16 protein-coding genes are annotated in these 18,930 nt (G+C 40.5%); 7 read left to right on the top strand and 9 right to left on the bottom strand.

Going from position 1 to position 18,930, the window contains the following annotated elements; translation table 11 throughout:
* The first annotated feature begins 18 nt into the window (after nucleotides 1-18).
* From AC5JPT_RS13445 to AC5JPT_RS13420, 6 genes are all read left to right on the top strand, one after another.
* Nucleotides 19-612, top strand: coding sequence for a DsbE family thiol:disulfide interchange protein (locus AC5JPT_RS13445; RefSeq protein WP_193004894.1), 594 nt, complete (start codon nucleotides 19-21; stop codon nucleotides 610-612).
* An 83-nt stretch (nucleotides 613-695) separates the two neighbouring features.
* A complete protein-coding gene (locus AC5JPT_RS13440) occupies nucleotides 696-1,178 on the top strand; it encodes a cytochrome c-type biogenesis protein (protein WP_493858490.1) in 483 nt (160 codons plus the stop codon).
* Complete coding sequence (gene ccmI / locus AC5JPT_RS13435) at nucleotides 1,175-2,455, top strand: c-type cytochrome biogenesis protein CcmI (RefSeq protein ID WP_493858489.1); 1,281 nt, start codon at nucleotides 1,175-1,177, stop codon at nucleotides 2,453-2,455. The genes AC5JPT_RS13440 and ccmI overlap by 4 nt, the downstream gene beginning before the upstream one ends.
* A 141-nt stretch (nucleotides 2,456-2,596) precedes the next feature.
* Nucleotides 2,597-3,304 (top strand): signal peptidase II, encoded by a 708-nt coding sequence (gene lspA / locus AC5JPT_RS13430; protein WP_114701927.1) that lies wholly within the window; start codon nucleotides 2,597-2,599, stop codon nucleotides 3,302-3,304.
* A gap of 275 nt (nucleotides 3,305-3,579) precedes the next feature.
* On the top strand, nucleotides 3,580-3,912 hold the full coding sequence (locus AC5JPT_RS13425; protein WP_131603940.1) for a DUF3817 domain-containing protein: 333 nt from the start codon (nucleotides 3,580-3,582) through the stop codon (nucleotides 3,910-3,912).
* A gap of 761 nt (nucleotides 3,913-4,673) precedes the next feature.
* Nucleotides 4,674-5,051: a hypothetical protein gene (locus tag AC5JPT_RS13420; protein WP_493858488.1), complete on the top strand. Its 378-nt coding sequence runs from the start codon at nucleotides 4,674-4,676 to the stop codon at nucleotides 5,049-5,051.
* A gap of 234 nt (nucleotides 5,052-5,285) precedes the next feature.
* Here AC5JPT_RS13420 and AC5JPT_RS13415 read toward each other — a convergent pair whose 3' ends face one another.
* Nucleotides 5,286-6,869, bottom strand: coding sequence for a Fic family protein (locus AC5JPT_RS13415; RefSeq protein WP_493858487.1), 1,584 nt, complete (start codon nucleotides 6,867-6,869; stop codon nucleotides 5,286-5,288).
* Nucleotides 6,870-7,083: 214 nt separating this feature from the next.
* Nucleotides 7,084-7,680, bottom strand: a complete 597-nt coding sequence (locus AC5JPT_RS13410) for a recombinase family protein (protein ID WP_057758764.1) — start codon at nucleotides 7,678-7,680, stop codon at nucleotides 7,084-7,086.
* Nucleotides 7,681-7,955: 275 nt separating this feature from the next.
* Between AC5JPT_RS13410 and AC5JPT_RS13405 the strand changes: the two genes are divergently transcribed.
* Nucleotides 7,956-8,192 (top strand): recombinase family protein, encoded by a 237-nt coding sequence (locus AC5JPT_RS13405; RefSeq protein WP_057758766.1) that lies wholly within the window; start codon nucleotides 7,956-7,958, stop codon nucleotides 8,190-8,192.
* A 58-nt stretch (nucleotides 8,193-8,250) separates the two neighbouring features.
* Here the strand turns inward: AC5JPT_RS13405 and AC5JPT_RS13400 are convergent, their stop codons facing one another.
* From AC5JPT_RS13400 to parA, 7 genes are all read right to left on the bottom strand, one after another.
* Nucleotides 8,251-10,446, bottom strand: a complete 2,196-nt coding sequence (locus AC5JPT_RS13400) for an AAA family ATPase (protein ID WP_057758768.1) — start codon at nucleotides 10,444-10,446, stop codon at nucleotides 8,251-8,253.
* 71 nt (nucleotides 10,447-10,517) lie between these two features.
* Nucleotides 10,518-13,700, bottom strand: coding sequence for a type I restriction endonuclease subunit R (locus AC5JPT_RS13395; protein WP_493858486.1), 3,183 nt, complete (start codon nucleotides 13,698-13,700; stop codon nucleotides 10,518-10,520).
* 77 nt (nucleotides 13,701-13,777) lie between these two features.
* A complete protein-coding gene (locus AC5JPT_RS13390) occupies nucleotides 13,778-14,626 on the bottom strand; it encodes a hypothetical protein (RefSeq protein WP_446443280.1) in 849 nt (282 codons plus the stop codon).
* A gap of 52 nt (nucleotides 14,627-14,678) precedes the next feature.
* Nucleotides 14,679-16,082, bottom strand: a complete 1,404-nt coding sequence (locus AC5JPT_RS13385; protein WP_493858485.1) for a restriction endonuclease subunit S — start codon at nucleotides 16,080-16,082, stop codon at nucleotides 14,679-14,681.
* On the bottom strand, nucleotides 16,072-17,661 hold the full coding sequence (locus AC5JPT_RS13380; protein WP_446443282.1) for a class I SAM-dependent DNA methyltransferase: 1,590 nt from the start codon (nucleotides 17,659-17,661) through the stop codon (nucleotides 16,072-16,074). Before AC5JPT_RS13380 ends, AC5JPT_RS13385 begins: the two co-directional genes overlap by 11 nt.
* A gap of 378 nt (nucleotides 17,662-18,039) precedes the next feature.
* Entirely contained in the window at nucleotides 18,040-18,252 is a 213-nt protein-coding gene (locus tag AC5JPT_RS13375) for a hypothetical protein (RefSeq protein WP_156410677.1), read from the bottom strand.
* Nucleotides 18,253-18,891 carry a ParA family partition ATPase gene (gene parA, locus AC5JPT_RS13370; protein ID WP_057758778.1) on the bottom strand — a complete coding sequence of 213 codons (639 nt, stop codon included), beginning with the start codon at nucleotides 18,889-18,891 and terminating at the stop codon, nucleotides 18,253-18,255.
* Nucleotides 18,892-18,930 lie beyond the last annotated feature (39 nt).

Genomic DNA, 18,930 nt, shown 5'->3' with positions numbered 1-18,930 from the left:
CAGCGTAACCCAAAGGCAATGAAAAAAAAGCAGATGAAGCTATGGTTCTTAATTCCGCTTATCCTCTTTTTTGGTTTGGTAGTTATATTGTACATGCGCTTAGGTAAACCAACAGACATTGTGACCAATACCGCTCTTGAGCGTCCGGTTCCTGCCTTTGAGCTGCCGTTATTAGCAGATACTACCCGTACTATCACCAATAATAATTTGCCAGATAAGCCGTTTTTACTTAATGTTTGGGGCTCGTGGTGCCCAACTTGCATTATTGAGCATCCGTTTTTAATGCAACTAGAAGAGCGCGGCATTGATATCGTTGGTGTGAATTATAAGGATGAGATTGGTAATGCGCTCAGTTACTTAAACCAAGGCGGTGATCCATTTTCTATGTCTATTCAGGATTCATTGGGTCAGTTTGCTCTAGACTTAGGCATAACTGGTGCGCCCGAAACCTTTGTTGTGGATGGAGATGGCATCATTCGTCAGCATATTGTTGGTGAGATTAATGAAGCCAATTGGCAACAGCGTGTTAAGCCGTGCCTGACCGTACTTAATGAGGCTAATAAGAACAACGATAGTCCTGATCTCATTCAGGTTGAGGAGATGTGCAAATGAACGTTACTCGAATAAGAGCTCCTCAAATAAAACTCAATATAATTTTAAAACTAGCAAGCTTAATACTAGCGTGTCTGCTTAACATGACGGCAAACGCAGCTATTGACGTATACGATTTTGATTCACCACAGCAAGAAGCTCAGTATCGTGGATTAATAGAAGAGTTTCGCTGTCCAAAATGCCAAAATCAAAACCTTGCAGCCTCTGATGCACCGATTGCACAGGATCTAAAGCAAAAAGTCTATGATTTAATTAAAGATAGACGTAGTGATGCTGAAATACGCGCCTATATGCAAGAGCGCTACGGTGACTTTATTAGCTACAAGCCGCCTATGCGACCATCGACATGGATCCTATGGTTTTTACCACCACTATTATTGCTCGTCTTAATTGTTGGTTGGTTTTGGCAAAGTAAACGCCGCCAAGTTGTCGCCCGTGGCCAAAACGGCGTTACAGTGAACAGTACTGCTGCCTTGACCTCTGCGGAAAAGGCTGAGCTTGATCGTCTATTATCGCAAGCTGAGAATGTCGACCACGATATTACTAGCATAGAGGACAAAAAATGACTCTATTTTCTACTTTTGGCTTATTTGTAACTCTAAGCTTGCTGATTGCTCTTATATTTGCGCTAATTGCTATTATGCCATGGCTACGAGCACCGCGTTTGCAGTCCAAACCAATAGACAATCAACTGCTAGATATTAATGTTGCAGTATTTCGCGAACGTTTAGCTGAGCTACAAACAGATAAAGACAGCGGTACTATTAATAATAGCCATTATCAAAATCAAAAGCTGGAACTGGAGCGTCAGCTATTAGATGCGCAGCGTCAGATAACACCTATGGTCACCCCTGATGTCAAAAGCCGTTTAATTGTCGCAGCTTGGATCCCAATATTGGCTGCAATGGCGTACTTACTAATAGGCAATCGTACGCCCGTGTTTGATTTGTGGACAAGCGAGGACAAAGTAGGACAAGTGGCTGATGACCTATTGACGGCTAAGATTGATAAGCCACCAAAGTGGGCGACTGAAAACGGTCGTCAGTTGATTAGCGCTATGCAGACCAACGTCCATCGTAACGCTGATGATCCTAATCGCTGGATGCGCCTATCTGAACTTTTCTTATCGATGGAGGCGACTGACTCTGCGTTAGAAGCCTTATCGCGTGCCTATCGTTTAGCACCTGATAACGAGGAGATTGCTACTACTTATGCTCAGACTAGTTTTTTTGTTAATGAAGGTCAGTTAGACGCCAATATTCGCCGTCTATTACAAGCTATATTAGCTAAGAATCCGCAGCATGAACGGGCTCAAATGCTCATGGCAATGGGTGAGACTCGTAGTAGTAACTTTGCCCAAGCGCAAGGTTGGATTAAACGCTTACAAGGCAGCATTGTGGCCAAACCAGGTGATCATACTAAAGCTTTAGCAAGCTTAGATGAGTTAAGCAACTACGTTAGCACGCAAGAAAAGCAAGCGCTAGAAGGTATTGACGTGACAGTGAAAATTAACGCTAATTTATTACCGTTAGTGAAAGCTGATGATGTGTTGTTTGTTGCGATACGTGACGTTAAAGGAGGTCCACCGTTTGCCGCCAAACGTTTACCCATTAGTATTATCAAGCAAGGTGAGGCTAGTATCCGCTTAAGTAATCTTGATGCGATGATGCCAGATCGCACGTTAAATTCAGCTCGTAGTGACAAAACTCAGTTAGCAGTCGTTGCTCGTATTAGTCATAGCGGTAATGCCATAGCAGAATCAGGCGACTTATCGGGTAATCCTATAATGATTAGCGTTGAACAGACTCAGGTTAATGTTGAAATCAATCAACAGATTCCCTAATAAAAAATTATTACCGTAAGTTTCATAAAACCAGAGCGGTAAGTGGAGCCGTTTATGAAAGTGGCGCGATTAATAATTGTATACCAAAAACATATACGTTTAACATTGTTCATTGTATAAACATAGATAAAGAAAACAACTATGACTGAATCTACCGACAGATTAGATAGTACTAAATTGAATAGCGTTGAATCGGCTAGTACTAATATTGCTGACAATAAAGTACCTATAGCTGTGAGTAGTACTCATCAATCGATTGACTCTAAAACCATGAATCATACGCCTAAAGCTATGTACGTGACTTCAGGCAACTCAATAACACCTAAAGGTAAGTTGGACAAAATGCCAAAAATGGTTGCCAATGGCAGTCGCGCTTTTATCTGGTATTTGTTGGCGATAATGGTATTAATACTTGATCAATGGACTAAGTGGTTGGCCCAAACCACATTAGCGTTCAATGACCCCGTACCGGTCATTGAACCATTTCTCAACTGGACACTCGCTTATAACTATGGGGCAGCATTTAGCTTTTTAGCCGACGCTGGCGGTTGGCAGAAATGGTTTTTCTCAGGCTTAGCTTTTGTAATGGCTATCTTTTTAACGGTTTATTTAATCAAAGCGCCACGTGCAGCCAAGCTATTATCTATGGGGTTGGCCTTAATGCTTGGTGGTGCGATTGGCAACTTAATCGATCGTTTAAGAATTGGTAAAGTGGTTGACTTTATCCATGTGCATTATGCTGATGTATGGAATTATCCTATTTTCAATGTTGCAGATATAGGTGTCTGTGTCGGTGTCGCATTGATTATAATTGACATGATATTTTTAGAAAGTAAGCGTAATAAATAAGCACATTGATGCCGATTATCACAAACAAAATGAACTAGCGTCGTAGTCACTCTATACGGAAACATACTTTTTATACTTGAGTATGTTTATAAAATGTGAACTGGAAGATAATGTATGACTGGTATAGGTACTCACTCATTTTAGGTCTTAAAACTCAATACTTAAAAGCTCTGCGTAGAGCCATTATTATAGAGACATTGAATAATCCATAAATTCTTTATTGATCATAACAAAAGGAAAATACAGTGTCACAGGCTCAGCCAACTATTGAAAAAATTCACAGCCTTAGAAAAAAACAAGAGACAGCGTTAAAAAGTCTTACCCTTATAGGCTATCTAGAAGGCACCTCTTTCTTATTATTGCTCTTCATCGCCATGCCACTAAAATATATGATGGACATTCCAGAAGGTGTGAAATACATCGGTATGGCACACGGTATGTTGTTTATTACCTATATCATAATACTTATAGGCTCAGCTATCAAAATGAAAATGCCTCTTTGGGCAATACCTGCGGGCGTACTCGGCTCACTCTTACCTTTTGGCCCATTTATATTCGATCATTTACTAAAAAAGAACTTGCAGGAAAATGTAAGTAAAGAAGCCTAGAACAAGCTCTGCTACAAATGCCACAAACGTATCTTATTACTCAAGATTATTTTTCCTAACTAAATCACAAGCCGCCATCACTCATCATGGCGACAAATGAATAACATTGAGCAGAAATTAATCACAATAAAACTTTAATTCAGACCAAGTATGAATAGCCTCACACTCCAGTTACTTTTCGAACTTATCTTACATACTATCGACAAACCCGTCTTGTTTAAAAGCTAAACAGGTTTTGTCATTCGCGATGGCTTTCCTGTTATCGTAGGGTATACCCCAAGGGAACCATCTAAAAGGCATCAAAAACCGATTAATAGACGACTTAAAATAGACTGCTGTAATGGAACTACTTATAACAGACTATTGTACGTGTTTATGTTTATCAGAGCGTGTCTACGAGCGTCTACCAAAGAATAAGATGCCAAGCGTACCAAAAACGAGCTTATACAGTTTGCTACTGATCATGATCACAAAATTGCCGCCTTCTATGTCGAAAACGAATCAGGCGCAACTTTAATACGTCCACAGTTAATGTAAGTGATCGATGATGCCTATGAAGGCGATATAATTTTGGTAGAGCAGATTGACCGCTTAGCACGTTTAAACCAAGCTGATTGGGATACTCTCAAAAGAATGCTATTAGAAAAGAATCTGGGGTAGTATCAAAAGAGCTACCGACCTCATATATGACGCCTCAATCTGAGAGCAGCACTGAATTTATGAGCAGCGTATTACAGTCCATTAATTCGATGATGCTTGATATGCTCGCTGCTATTGCTAGAAAGGACTATAAAGATCGACATAGCCGTCAGGTGCAAGGTATTGCTCATGCTAAGACAGAAGGTAAATATTTAGGGCGTAGGAAAGATACCGAAAAGCGTAAGATTATTGCTAGCCTCCTAAAATCTGGGCATAGCTATTCTGAAATACAAGCTACAGCTAAGTGTTCGCGTCAGCTGATAGCTGTTATAGCTAAACAAATACTCAAATACTCAAATACTCAAATACTCAAATACTCAAATACTCAAATACTCAAATACTCAAATACTCAAATACTCAAATACTCAAATACTCAAATACTCAAATACTCAAATACTCAAATACTCAAATACTCAAATACTCAAATACTCAAATTTTAGGAGCTGTAATAATTCTTGTCAAACAAAAGTAATCTGTTATCAAAGTTCCTTTAACATATTCTATTTTTAGTAGTTTATTAGCTTGAATAGGGTCAAGAAAAATATTGATTACTTTTCAGGCTACGGTATTTTCGCCGAATCGTTTTACAAACGAATCATCATTGGAACGATAATATTGAGACTAGCTTGAGCTTGATTATCAAGGCAGACTTTCCTGCGTATAGCAGGGTTCGTCTAACTATTCAAACCATCTGCTTCATCTTTAAAGGTCTCTACAACGATAGAGAAAATATCGTCCCAAACCTCATCATTTGCCAAAAACGGATAATCCTTCAGTAGCTTATTACTTTTAGCACCCTTATTTTGTAGTATGCTGCGAATGATTCTATCGGCATAGCTGTTGGGCATCTCAACAATCTCTTTTATCGCCAGTCGTGCATGGTCATGCTTTCTTAGGTACTGTGACTCGTTGTGCATCTCTTTTTCAATAACATGAGCAATCAGTCCTGATAAGTACTGAACGTGAGGCGTTAGATCCATGAAGCGCCATGCAGGTTGAATCAGGTGAGTATTTCCAAAATTTAAGTTTGAGCGAATACCATCAGGGTAGGTAACTGCCTGTTTATCAAAGCTGTAATGATCACGGATTTGCTTCATGAGCGGCACAGAGACACGGTCTAAAATCTTATCATAGGCATGCCGGTCTGAGGGATGCTCGGCAATGGCTTGTGATATAGGTAGGATAATCGGCTCATGAATGACCTGGTCTCGCCTGAGGACGTCATTAATTAAAAAGCGATGTACACGGCCATTGCCATCCGCCAGCGGATGAATATATACAAAGGCAAAGGAGGCAACCGCACTACGCATCAGTGCTGATTGTCCCTCAGTCTTTTCCATAAATACCTGTAATCCTTCTAACTTATCAGCAATGTCATCAGCTGGTGGAGCAATATAATGCACAATTTCTTTAAAGCCATTGACCTGAGTATGCGACACAAAAACTGGTGATTGACGGACACCATACTGCTGGATAACCGTTTTGCTACCGAGTATCTCTTGTTGCAACTCTGCTAGTGATTCAGGATCAAGCGGAATGTCACCGGTGCCGGTACGCCGTGCCATCACATCGGCAAAACGTTCAATGCGTTTTAACTCTTTTCCCTCACCTTCTATAGTAAAGCTGGCTTTACTCTCTCGTAGGGTCATCCATACGGAGGCGCGCATCAGTAAGTCTTGCCCAAATTCATCGTTAAGTTTGTCAACCATTGTGGCAATATCGAGTGCAGCTGCTTGCGTAAAGGCCTCTGTTTTTACCAGCATCGGACAGAAATGACGGGTTCCTGCTAGATTGTCATTGATACGCCAGCGAGCGTTCTTGATGACCTGCGAAGGACTTGAAGTAACCAACTTCTTGGTATCCAAAGCATCCACATAGTTACCGCCTATATTACTCGGTACCTCTAAATGTTTATCCATGAGCCACTCATACAAGAAAGCCATTCTACGGGCATAGCTGCCTGTCGGCTCAGCGTTTACCCATGCTTGCACGTCATTTGCCCCTATCTGCTCAAATAGACGAACCAGTAACTCTAAATTCAGTACTTCATGACGCATGTGAAACTGTAAGTGCGCAATGATAGTGTCCAGTGGACGTGCGGTTTCCTGATAAGCGTTATGAATGACGTCACCGTCTTTATAGGTTTGTCTGCGTCCACCGATACTGCTGCTGACATATAAAGGGGAAACCAGCTCAATACTGGCATAGCGGACAAGCCATGCTGCGCCAATAGGATCTGAGGTAGGGGTATTCATCATGAGTGGCTCAAGCGATTATAGATAAGCCATTTTGCGCAAAAACAATTATGAATGCAATATAATGATTATAATGAAGCATTATTGCATTAAAACGATTTTCGTATGACATTGCGATACCTTTAGATTAAGACAAAAGAGCATGTTGAATCAATTGCCTACAAACATTAGCGTCTGAAAATACAAACAGAAAATATAGGTCGATATTTAAAATACCTCAACTATTAACCTGCTTTAAGACACGATAAACAGTAGCTACGCCAACACCAACCGCCTTAGCGATCTCTTCTTTTGTCATATTGTTTTGACTGGCCAATTCTTTAATACGATTGTGTTTTGCGGTATTGGCTTTCTTACCAGTGGGTTTATAGCCACTGTTGGCCAATCCTTGTTTAATGCGCTCTCTACGCTTGTCATTATCAAGCTTTGCCATGGTCGCTAATAAATCGATCAGCATATCGTTAATCACTTTTAGGATCTCACCTGTCATACCGTCACTCATCGTATGTGTGGTTGGTAGATCAGCCACCACCAATCGTAAGCCCTTATCTTTGATACGCTGCTTTAGAATCGAAAAATCAACTTGAGATAGTCTGCTTAATCTATCTACGCTTTCAACCAATAAAATATCGCCTTGCTCGGCGTCCTTTAGCAACTTAGCTAATACTGGTCTATCGAGCTTTGTACCACTGAAGTGCTCAACGTAATCAACATAGCTATCACCATAGCGGCTACTGAAGGCAACCAAATCTACTAATGCTCTAGTAGCGTCTTGATCCTTAGTGCTGGCTCTCACATAAATACGAACGGTCATAACGCCCCTCTATTACTTAGACTTGATAATTAATGTTCATTGATAATATCAGGATATTACTATCGTTTAATTGCTAAGATAAGTCAAATGATAGATAGATTATCGTTTAGAGGTTTTATGTTTTGGGTATAGACTAATGGTAGACCGCTTAGCACTTTTAAATCAGTATGACTGGGACATCTTAAAAAATCCTGTCTGAGAAAAAGCTAGCGGCAGTATCAAAAGAGCTGCCGACTTCATATATGGCCTTGTAGCCTGCAAACAATACTGAGTTTATGACTAGCGTATTGCAAGCCATCACCTCAATGGTGCTTGATATTTTCGTTGATATTGCTAGAAAGAACTATAAAGATCGGCGTAACCGTCAGATGCAAGGTATTGCTCGTGTTAAGACAGAGGGTAAATACTCAGGACGTAGGAAAGATACCGGGAAGCGTAAGATTATCGCTAGTCTCCTAAAATTTGGGCATAGCTATTCTGAAATACAAATTACGGCTAAGTGCTCGCGTTAACTGATAGTTGTTGTAGCTAAAGAAACGGAATGATACTCAAATACTCAAATACTCAAATTCATTTTTCTCTTACCATCATTTCATAATGTGCAAGATGGTTAGTATGCTTGAAGATATCTTTAAATATGCGTTTGTATTCATCTATAGTTGAGCTTTGGTCATCAACGTACAAGTCGTCTGGTATACAGTGAGATCCATCATTAACCCAACATATAAGAGATCTACAAATCAATTGCTCGTGAGTACATGAGAAGCATGCCAAAATGTCATTATCCTCAATCCCTCCAAGGATCTTGAAATAATTTTCAATGATACGTCGCATAGAATTTTGAAGTGTTGTTTGAGACGTTGAATCTTCTCTTAACTCTTGCCATAAAAGCTCATAAGAGCTTTTTATAGGGTTTTTATTATAATAGTTTTTTATGCTCGTAACATTTCCAACTTTTCTAAGATTCCAGAAGTTAGCTCTACAGCTGGCTTTTAGTTTGTTACTTGTATAGGAAATTTCTTTATGAAAATATACATTATGAGTCAGGACTATTAGTTGTTTTATCTTGTGGTTGCTATCATTGTTTATATCGTAAATGATATCTTTTACTAAGCTACTAACAACAAATAGGATGTTACTATCTAAGCTTGATATAGGGTCATCAATAACGATCACTCGGTTTGAATTTATCGTACTTTCTGTCGATCCACCTTTGCAAAGATGATAAAAATAAAGAAAAGTTATAAAAGAAACTTCACCTTCACTCAACGTTTCATTAGCAATAGAACCATCATTTCTCTTTAATTGATAGTGTTTGTTACTATCTGGACTTTCCACTATAGAAAATCCCGTAAACCCGAAGTAACTCAAAGAGCTGTTTATATCATCAATTGTTTTTTTAGTATTCGTCTTTTTCTGAGATAGTTGTGCTATCTCTCTATTTATTTTCTTAATGTTAGCTTCCGTCGTCGCTAGACGCTCATTAATACTCCTAATAGCACTATTAGCATTTTTACTCTCCCTATTATATTTCTTTAGATTATCCTTATTTAGTTCAGCTATGTATCGCCAAGAATTTCTTACTAGTTCTGCTTTTGAAGCACCTAATCTTGAAACCAATGCGTTTTGTTTATCAATCAGGCTATTTGCTTCATTAATAATTTTCTGTAGTTGCCCGATTTCAGTCATAGTGACATCTATGTCGATAACCCTGTTAGGTTTCTCTAACTTGCTAGCTATAAGGTTTATATTTAATTGGATTTTAGTTCTAAGTTGAGCCATAAACCGTTCAAACGAAACCGAATCGAAAGCATAGGAGGTTTTAACTTTGTGAGCGTCGGCTATCTGTTGGAATGAATTGAGCAACTTATCTGAGTAGCTGGTATATGCATTTTGCAAAGACTTTAATAGATTTTCTTTGATTGTGTAGTTGTTATCAAAATAACTGTGAATATCTTCTCTGAAATTATGGTCTATTGTGTCCTTTTGACAGAATGGACATGTTTCCACATTATCTTGGAGATAGGTCGATCCTTCACGTACCCAAGAGCTGATATTCAAACTTTCTATCAGTGCTGATATGTTAATGTCACCTTTTCCTACAATGATCTCTTTCCAAATATCATTGTTCTCTACCTGATCTAGCCCTGATGAAGGGCTTATAATCTTTGGCAAAGACGAAGGAGCCTTGCCATAAAGAGTCTCTGACTGTTCTTCTAATTCCTTCAAATCTAGGAGTGCTGCTGTGCCACCCAATTCGATCAAACTTTTCGCAAAAAAATCCTCTTTCTTCCCAAGATATCCCGATAGTGGGCTTTTTAAAGCATTTTTTCTCAACTCTCCGCTATCAAACCAGACAGCATCAACGACCTCTTTCTTTAAATCTAGTAAGTCTTTTTTCTTATCTGCTAAGCTTTTTCCTAGTCCGAAACTTACTTTTTCTAAACCTTCAACTTCATTTTGTTTTTTTAAGATCAATTTTTCGTTATCTATATCGTCCTCACCAATTGTAAACACCCCGTTCAAGCTGGCATTATTGAGTATATTTTTCTCTTTAAAATCCTTATTATAAACATGAATATCAAGGGGTCTATCTGACAACCATCTTATTGTACAGTTGGGAGAACGAGTTCTTAATAGATTAGAAAGAGTGGTTTTTCCACTTCCATTGGTTCCATATATAAAGTTAATCTTACCTAAATCATTACAACTAATGCCTGACTCATTGTAGGTAGCAATATTTTTTACTTGGAAACTTTCGATCATAACGCTATCCGTATAGAAAGGTCTTAGTGTATTTTGATAAATAAAAGTATACTAAATTCGTGTAAATATAACTAAACCACCCGATGCCTCTTAAAGTTCTCAGCCTGCTCAAATATCTCTTTGTAGACCTCTTTGGAATCTACAGGTGGATAGCCCCATTCATCGAGCAATACCATCAAATCAAACTGTAGCTCAGCTTTGATGTCATCACGCTTGTTCCAGTCAGTGTATTTAGCCTTCTCATCGATGAGCTTTTTCACTTCTTTAGACAGCTCAATCAGCTTGTCCTCTGGATAAGTGAAATCGTACTTATGCGCCAATGATAGCAGAATGTCATAAAACGCTTTTTCTTCAAAGTCGATACCCATCTCACCAAACGACGCCATCTCAACCCGTAGCTCGTTATACAGCTTGATGATCTCATCAGAGAAATCACCAATGACTTCAGCGCGCAGTATGTCTTGTTCGTCACGGTCGTTATACTTCTCAACCAAAGCATTCATCTTCTTACTGAAATCAACGCCCTTCACCTTGTTGGTCTTTTTAAGCTCACCAATGGCTTTAGCGAGTAGCTGCTGTAGTAGCTCTAGCTTGGTGTTGGGCTGCTTAATCACTTCAAGCTTGGCTAAGTAGTCTTCATCGAAGATATCAATTTCACCGTCAGTGTTATCACCCAGCTTAAAGATCTCTTCAACGCCATCACTCATCAGCGCGTCTTTGACCAGGTCACGTACCTTTTGGTTCATCTGCTCAACGTCAGGTGCACCGCCAGTAGTGATTTTAAAGATAATGGTACGAATGGCTAGGTAGTAATGAATCTTATCTTTGTGCGCCTTTGTGAGTGCTTCACTACCCACACAAATATCATAGGCAGACTTCAGACGCTTGGCCAAGTCCATAAAACGCTTCTCTAGCTTCTTAGATTGCAGCGCAAAGTCAGCCGCCGCATTTAAGCAGTTCAGCTGCTCTAATGGCGTGCCGTTAAAATATAGGCTAGAGTCGAACTTATGATAGACGGTATCTAGTAGATCCAAATGGTCTTTGACCACCACGACTGACTTTTGAATATCGTCTAGGTTTTGAACCTGACCACTGGTGTAATGTGAGAGCGCTTGGTTCATCTGCTTTTTGATGCCGATATAATCAACGACTAACCCGCTTTCTTTGCCTTCAAACTTACGGTTGACCCGTGAGATAGTCTGAATCAGGCTGTGCTTTTGTAAGGGTTTATCAATGTAGATGGTATCGAGAAAGGGTACGTCAAAGCCTGTGAGCCACATGTCGACGACGATGGCGATCTTAAAGTTAGATTTGCCGTTCTTAAACTGACGATCAAGCTCTTTGCGGTAGTCTTTATTACCCAGATTGTCCCACATGCCTTTTTCATCATCCTTGTTACGAGTCATGATCATCTTGACGCGCTCCATGGGCATGACATTTTTCTTATCACTCTCTGACAAGGTTGAGCCTTCCTCACATGCTTTTACTTCGTTCCATTCAGGACGCAGCTCTATAATGTCTTTATATAACTGATAGGCAGCTTCCCGGCTGCTACAGACAAACATCGCCTTACCTTTTTGCGTTGTGCCCTCTTCTACTCGCGCTTCATAATGTGTCACAAAGTCTTCAGCAATGGCACGGATGCGGTCAGGGTCACCAAGTATGGTGGACATACTCGCCATGGCTTTTTTGCTTTTCTCTATCTGATACTCATTGGTGCCAGCATCTGCACTTTCTTGATAGTATTTCTCTACTTCGTCAAGCTGCTTGCTATCGAGTAGCACCTTGGCAGCGCGACCTTCATAGACAATACGCACCGTGATTTCATCAAATACCGACTCAACCATGGTATAGCTATCAATGACTGGACCGAAGACATCAAGGGTGGCATCAATCGGCGTACCTGTGAAGCCAACGTAAGTGGCATTGGGCAATGAATCATGCAGGTACTTAGCGAAGCCGTAAGTCTTTTTGACGCCATCTTCGGTGACGGTGACCTTTTGCTGGAGATTAATTTGGCTGCGGTGCGCTTCATCTGAGATACAGATAACGTTGGTACGCTCGGTGAGTAGGGCTAAGTCTTCGGTGAACTTATGGATGGTGGTCAAGAATACACCGCCACTTCTGCGCCCTTTTAACTGTTCGCGTAGATGCGCTCGACTTTCGACACTGATGATATTGTCATCGCCGATATAGGTCTTAGCATTGGTAAAGGTTTCAGACAGCTGACCGTCTAAGTCGGTACGATCAGTGATCAAGATGATGGTTGGGCTACCAAGCTCCACATCGCGCATCAGCAGACGTGCTAGAAACAGCATGGTAAAGCTCTTACCACAGCCAGTCGCGCCAAAGTACGTACCGCCCTTTCCATCTCGTAAAGCATCGCTCTCATCAAACTTGCCGCTTGCATCAAGCACTTTCATATGGCGCTTAATATTGTCAAACAGTTTGGTGGCTGCATAATACTGCGGATAGCGACAAACGATTTTTTCTTCCTTGCTTGATTTGTCAGGCACATAGATAAAATTTCGAATGACATCAACCAAACGTTCTTTATCAAATAATCCGCTAATCATGGTTAGTAAGGAATGGATACCATCCTTCTCTAACTTCTCATCGCCAGTCACTTTTCGCCAAGAGTAGTAGAATTCATACGGGGCAAAGAAAGATCCCATCTTTGAGTTGACCCCGTCACTGATCACGCATAGGGCATTGTATTTAAACAGCTCTGGAATATCGCGTTTATAGCGAGTGGTCAGCTGGGTGTAGGCATCAAACATAGTAGCATCTTCACGAATGCTACTCTTAAATTCAAACACCACCAGTGGCAAGCCATTGATATAGAGAATGCCATCAGGAATACGCAACTCAAAGCCTTGTATCTCCATCTGATTGACGATACGAAAGCGATTGTTATCGAGTGCCTCATAATCAAGCAGCTGGATGTATAAGTCTTTTTGGGTATAGTCCTCACGCTTCAGAAAAAAACCGTCAGCGACAAACTTCATGATGGCTTTGTTGGTGTCGTACAGATCCGACGCAGGAAGGTATTCGAGCTTATGAATGATAGACTCAATCTCGTATTCTGTGATTGAGTCATCGCGGTAACGGGTCGCTAGAAACTGTCGAAGATCAGACTTAATCAGCACATCGTCAGGATTACGATTAAGCGCTTCACCAACTGTATGTGGATAGCCTTCGGCTGCTAGTAGCTCGATAATGGCCTGTTCAAGTCTGTCTTCGGTGAATTTCAATGGTAAGTCCTTTTTATTATTCTGTATTATCTTTCTCGACAACTAATATGCCAGTCCACGGCTAAGCCAAAGCTAGATTATTCATAAGCCTTTTTCACCGGATTGAACTTCACAATCTTGCTGTAATTGACACTGTTGATACGGTCGTAATCCTCAGTAGGCTTTTCACCTTCATAGGTCAACATAATAGGATAGTACGTAGCGTTTTCAGGTAGCACTTTAAAAGCAACTTTATAATCATAATGTAAAGGTGAACCTTCCTCATAATGACCGCTATTTTCTGCACCAGCGTCACCTAATGTATATAAATTGATAAAGTCACTTTCAGGCAAATGCAGTACGTCCCACCAGCTACTTATCGTACCGAAAGACATATAGTTATTCATAAACACACTACCTATTAGGTTTTTTCCCAATGGCTGTAAGCCTTCTTGAATACTTGTTTGATTGAGACTCACTCTTCCCCAACCGCTAGAAAACTCTACATTTTCTGGCGTTTTGCTGACCATTTGAAATAGTCCATTATCTAGTTTTTTAAAGCTATACAGATCAGCTGTTGCCTGACATGCATGACAAGATACAAGCGAGCCATCTTTAACCTGAACTTTTTCGATGATAACCAAATAACGTGGCTCACCTGTTACATTCTCATAAGGTAGTACCGGATGCATTAAAGCGATCGTTCTCTCTCCATCGCTGTTAACGCTGTCTAAACCAATATTTGGCATCGACTCAACATACTCATCATTGACAGAAGCATAGCCCATACGACCACTATAAAACTCACGCATGACTTCTTTAAAGCTTAAATCTTTGATTTTGACCTGAGACATTTGAGTAGCAGAGAAAGCAGGAGCGGCAGCCATTGCAGGAGTTAATGATAAAGCACCTAAACTAAGCGCCAAACTAAGTAAAAGCTTCTTCATCTTGAACTCCATTAATGATTATATTTTTGGGATAAACGTTTACTGTCAAAAGCTATAGAACTTCCTCTACAAGCACTTCAGCATCTGAAATACGCAACTCGCCTGACATTAACTTAGGTAAAAGAGTGTCGCGGAGTTTAGCTAATTCAGTACTAGATAGATCATTAGCATCCATCTTCCCTAATAAACCTTGGGAATACGTATCGAACTTTTCCAAAACAGAAGATGGTGGGCATAAAACTAGAACCTTGCGAAGTTCTGATTGTTTGATACCAAAGACGGTGGTCCCAGTCGCTCTATTCTGAATCTCAGCTGAACCAAATTCTGTTTGAAACCAATAAAATAAATATGAACCTGTGCAATTTACTTTGTCTGCTCTAATTGCATAGAGTCGCTGACTCAATAAATAATCAATCTTTGAGTTCAAATAATACAGTTCTCCTAAAGGTGCTTCTGATGTCATGATTACATCACCCACTTCCAGTGGAACTTTCATCCATTTATCATATATATCTTTATCTACAAATCGGATAGTATCTGGACGAACTAGTTTATTGCCTTTGATGTTTTTAGCTGAGATTGCAGGGTAACCACTCTCTGCCCAATCCCCTCCAAGCTTTTTAGGAGTTTTACCGCGATGATCAATAATTACAGAAACCATTTCTGATAAATTTCTAACCCTCCATCCCTTCGGAATCCAACCCATTTCCTCAGTAAACTCAAACTCATTAGTGAATAAGTCCTGAATATCTGAATTGTCCGTTTTATCGATAGCTTTACGTTGCTCGGCACGTTCAAAGAGCTCATCAGGAATAGCTTTACCAGCTGCGCGCGCGTTATCAATCACAGGGTCAAAATCAACAAACCAGCTCTTAAACAACGCCTGCGCCATCGCTTCTAGCGTTTCGTTCATTTGGCGGTTTAGCTCGATTTTATCGTCTAAAGAACCAAGGATATGAGCAATATTGTTTTGAGTATCTAAATCTGGTTTAGGAATACCTAAATTTTCTATCATGCTTTTAGTTAAAGCATGTCGAGTTGCACCTGCACTTGCATAATTTAATAGTAATTGTTGTACTTGCGGTGATACTAGTTGATACCTTAGATATAAAGGATTAAACGAGCTTTCTTTAGGTCTAATTATTGAAACATGCTGATTAACTCTGGCAGGTAAGACCTGATTGTCGACCATGCAAACCCTAGCAACCGAGTCGCCAGTAATATTTAGCAAAATATCATTTTCTTCCACGATAACGTTTTTCAGTTTTTCAGCAGCTTCTTCCGTTATAAAGACCAAACCATCTCTTTTAAAACCTTCGTTATAAACATTTTGGCTTCTTATTAGTGTGATTTCACCTTCTTCGAGATAAACGCTACTCCCACCCCTAGGCGTTGCACCACTACCAATTTTTTTACAATGCTCTACTAATGAAACTACTTCCCAATCACTCGCCATAACCCAACACCTCCAAGTTCTGACGAATAGTTGCATCTAACTTTTCAGACTCTCGCATCTGTGCATATAGCGTTTGGCTTAGCTCCAGCATTTTAGTCTCAAACGGAATGCCATCATCTTCGATTGCAGCAGCACCGACATAACGCCCCGGAGTAAGTACATAATCATTGGCTTTGATATCTTCCAGACTGGCTGATTTACAGTAACCTGCCTCATCCTCGTACGCTTCATAACCGCCTGCTTCCTTCTCACCGCGCCATGCATGATAAGTCTTAGCAATAGCCTCAATATCATCAGTAGAAAACTCTTTATGAGTACGGTCAATCATCGCACCGATATTACGGGCATCAATAAATAGCGTTTCACCGCTACGATTACGCAGCCCACGTGCTTGGCTATCAACGGACTTGGCGGCTTTGTCTTTACTGATGAACCATAAGCACACCGGAATGGTCGTGGTATAAAACAACTGACCCGGTAGCGCAATCATACAATCGACCAGATCGTTTTTGATGATTTGCTCGCGTATCTCACCTTCACCACTGGTGGTGGTAGACATTGAACCATTGGCAAGTACAAAACCTGCTGTACCATGCTCAGAGAGCTTGGATATCATGTGCAATATCCATGCATAGTTGGCATTGCCTGTCGGCGGTGTCGGGTAGCCTGCCCAGCGTGGATCATCAACCAGCTCATCGGGCGCGCGCCAATCCTTTTGGTTAAACGGCGGGTTTGCCATAATGAAGTCAGCTTTTAGGTCTTCGTGCTGATCTTTAAAGAACGTATCGGCTGCCACATCACCCAAGTTGCTCGAGATACCACGAATGGCAAGGTTCATCTTAGCGAGCTTGTAGGTCGTGCTGGTGTACTCTTGCCCATAGATAGACACGTCTTTGGTATTTCCGTGGTGACTCTCGATGAACTTGATGGACTGGACGAACATACCGCCTGAACCGCAGCACGGATCATAGATTTTTCCTTGATACGGCTCAACCATTTCTGCGATGAGATTGACCACAGACTTAGGCGTATAGAACTCTCCACCGCCTTTACCTTCAGTCGCGGCAAACTTACCCAAGAAATACTCGTACACGCGCCCAACGGTGTCTTCTTCTGGATTGCCAATGGTATCGATGTTATTGACCACATCGATCAAGGCGGCAAGCTTACTGGCAGTTAAGCCAAGACGCGAGAAGTAGTTATCAGGCAATGCGCCTTTCAATGATTGGTTGGTCTTCTCAATGGTGCTGAGCGCTGTGTCGATTTTAAGGGCGATATCTTCTTGCTTGGCATTCTGCTGAATGAAGCTCCAACGGCTCTCCTCCGGCAAATAGAAGACGTTGTCTTTGGTATAGGCTTGCACCATATCGATATGCTTTTCATAGCCTGTATCGATCAGCTTTTGGCGCTGCTGCTCAAAAGTATCACTGATGAACTTTAAAAAAATCAGGCTAAGGACGATGTGCTTATATTCTGAGGATTCGACGCTACCTCGTAGCTTGTTGGCCGCATCCCAAAGGGCTTCTTCAAAGCGACCGTCTTTTATAGTGTCGTTCTTATTTGCAGGTGTTTTAGCCATGTTTTTTTGTTCTCTATGTTCTGAGGGGCAGTATTAGTTAAAGTTTGAATTCAGTTAGCCAGTTGTTTTAACAGGTATTTATAAAGCTAACCTGTAGAAATATCGGACTAAAACAAATCTAACCTGTAAGAAGTACAATCTTTCTACAGGTTAGGCAGTAAAAGATAGTTTCTAAATAGCGCATAGATAGCGCAACTACGTATAGATTAACAGTAACAAATCAAGGGTAACAATACTCGTTATTAGTCTGTCACTATGAAAAATTCTGGCTGAATGGGAGTTGTCAAAAATCAGCCCTAAAATCCGATAATATGTATAGTTTTTTGAGTTTTTTATACATATCCTTTTTATAGGCATAAAAAATCGGATTTTTTATGCCTATCGCTCAACCAACTTTTCTTCAATCATTTCAGTTAATAGCTCAGTCACTGTCTTTCGGTTATCAAGCGCAAACTTTTTGAATGCAATATACTTATCTTTGTCAATGTTAAAGTTTACTCGTGCCGTTTTTTGAGGACTATCGGTCACGTCTGACAAAGATAACTCATCTTTTACCTTCTTGCTGGGACGACCTGCTGCTAAGCTCATCATTTACTCCTTATCAAAGAATGTTTTAATTTCATTAACCAATGCTGTCATTTCTTGTACCGCATTACTATTCACTGACTCAGTATCAAACACGGTCTTGCCTAATGCTGCGCTATTTGGATAACTTACACGTTGCATAATTCTACTATCTAACACAGGTAGACCGTACTCTAGTAAAACTGAAGCCACATCCTTACCAATATTAGTATTCTGAATTGCCCTAGACACTACAAAGGCTGCTTTTAGTTTACCGTCAGTCATCTCTATACGCTGCTTTACTAAGTCTACTAAATCGCTAGTCGCCCAGACATCGTATGGGCTAGGCTGTACAGGAATTAATACAAAATCAGCCGCCTTAATTGCAGATAAAGCCAAACTAGTTGCTTGTGGTGAACCATCAATCACCACATACTCTTTATCAGAGACGTTTTTTAGATCTTTATCAAGCGTAGGTCTATCGAGACCTATCACTGGTACTGGATTATCTTCATCTACAGCTCGCCAATCCCGTGCACTGCCCTGCTGATCACTATCTACTAGCAATACACTATGTCCTTGCAGCTGCAAGCCACGAGCTAATTGAGTGGCAATAGTTGTCTTGCCACTGCCTCCTTTTTGATTCAACACAGCAATGACTTTCATAGAGCAATCCTAAGTTTGAGTATTTGAGTATTTGAGTAT

It is taken from the genome of Psychrobacter sp. H26 (assembly GCF_059073035.1).
The sequence above is the reverse complement of the archived record's forward strand: the minus strand, read 5'-3'. Positions and strand labels throughout refer to the sequence as shown.

What these genes read in the sequence shown, in the direction of transcription:
- AC5JPT_RS13445 (WP_193004894.1), top strand. Translation starts at nt 19, where the DNA reads ATGAAAAAAAAGCAGATGAAGCTATGGTTCTTAATTCCGCTTATCCTC.
- AC5JPT_RS13440 (WP_493858490.1), top strand. Translation starts at nt 696, where the DNA reads ATGACGGCAAACGCAGCTATTGACGTATACGATTTTGATTCACCACAG.
- ccmI (WP_493858489.1), top strand. Translation starts at nt 1,175, where the DNA reads ATGACTCTATTTTCTACTTTTGGCTTATTTGTAACTCTAAGCTTGCTG.
- lspA (WP_114701927.1), top strand. Translation starts at nt 2,597, where the DNA reads ATGACTGAATCTACCGACAGATTAGATAGTACTAAATTGAATAGCGTT.
- AC5JPT_RS13420 (WP_493858488.1), top strand. Translation starts at nt 4,674, where the DNA reads ATGCTCGCTGCTATTGCTAGAAAGGACTATAAAGATCGACATAGCCGT.
- AC5JPT_RS13415 (WP_493858487.1), bottom strand. Translation starts at nt 6,869, where the DNA reads ATGATGAATACCCCTACCTCAGATCCTATTGGCGCAGCATGGCTTGTC.
- AC5JPT_RS13410 (WP_057758764.1), bottom strand. Translation starts at nt 7,680, where the DNA reads ATGACCGTTCGTATTTATGTGAGAGCCAGCACTAAGGATCAAGACGCT.
- AC5JPT_RS13405 (WP_057758766.1), top strand. Translation starts at nt 7,956, where the DNA reads ATGACTAGCGTATTGCAAGCCATCACCTCAATGGTGCTTGATATTTTC.
- AC5JPT_RS13400 (WP_057758768.1), bottom strand. Translation starts at nt 10,446, where the DNA reads ATGATCGAAAGTTTCCAAGTAAAAAATATTGCTACCTACAATGAGTCA.
- AC5JPT_RS13390 (WP_446443280.1), bottom strand. Translation starts at nt 14,626, where the DNA reads ATGAAGAAGCTTTTACTTAGTTTGGCGCTTAGTTTAGGTGCTTTATCA.
- AC5JPT_RS13385 (WP_493858485.1), bottom strand. Translation starts at nt 16,082, where the DNA reads ATGGCGAGTGATTGGGAAGTAGTTTCATTAGTAGAGCATTGTAAAAAA.
- AC5JPT_RS13380 (WP_446443282.1), bottom strand. Translation starts at nt 17,661, where the DNA reads ATGGCTAAAACACCTGCAAATAAGAACGACACTATAAAAGACGGTCGC.
- AC5JPT_RS13375 (WP_156410677.1), bottom strand. Translation starts at nt 18,252, where the DNA reads ATGATGAGCTTAGCAGCAGGTCGTCCCAGCAAGAAGGTAAAAGATGAG.
- parA (WP_057758778.1), bottom strand. Translation starts at nt 18,891, where the DNA reads ATGAAAGTCATTGCTGTGTTGAATCAAAAAGGAGGCAGTGGCAAGACA.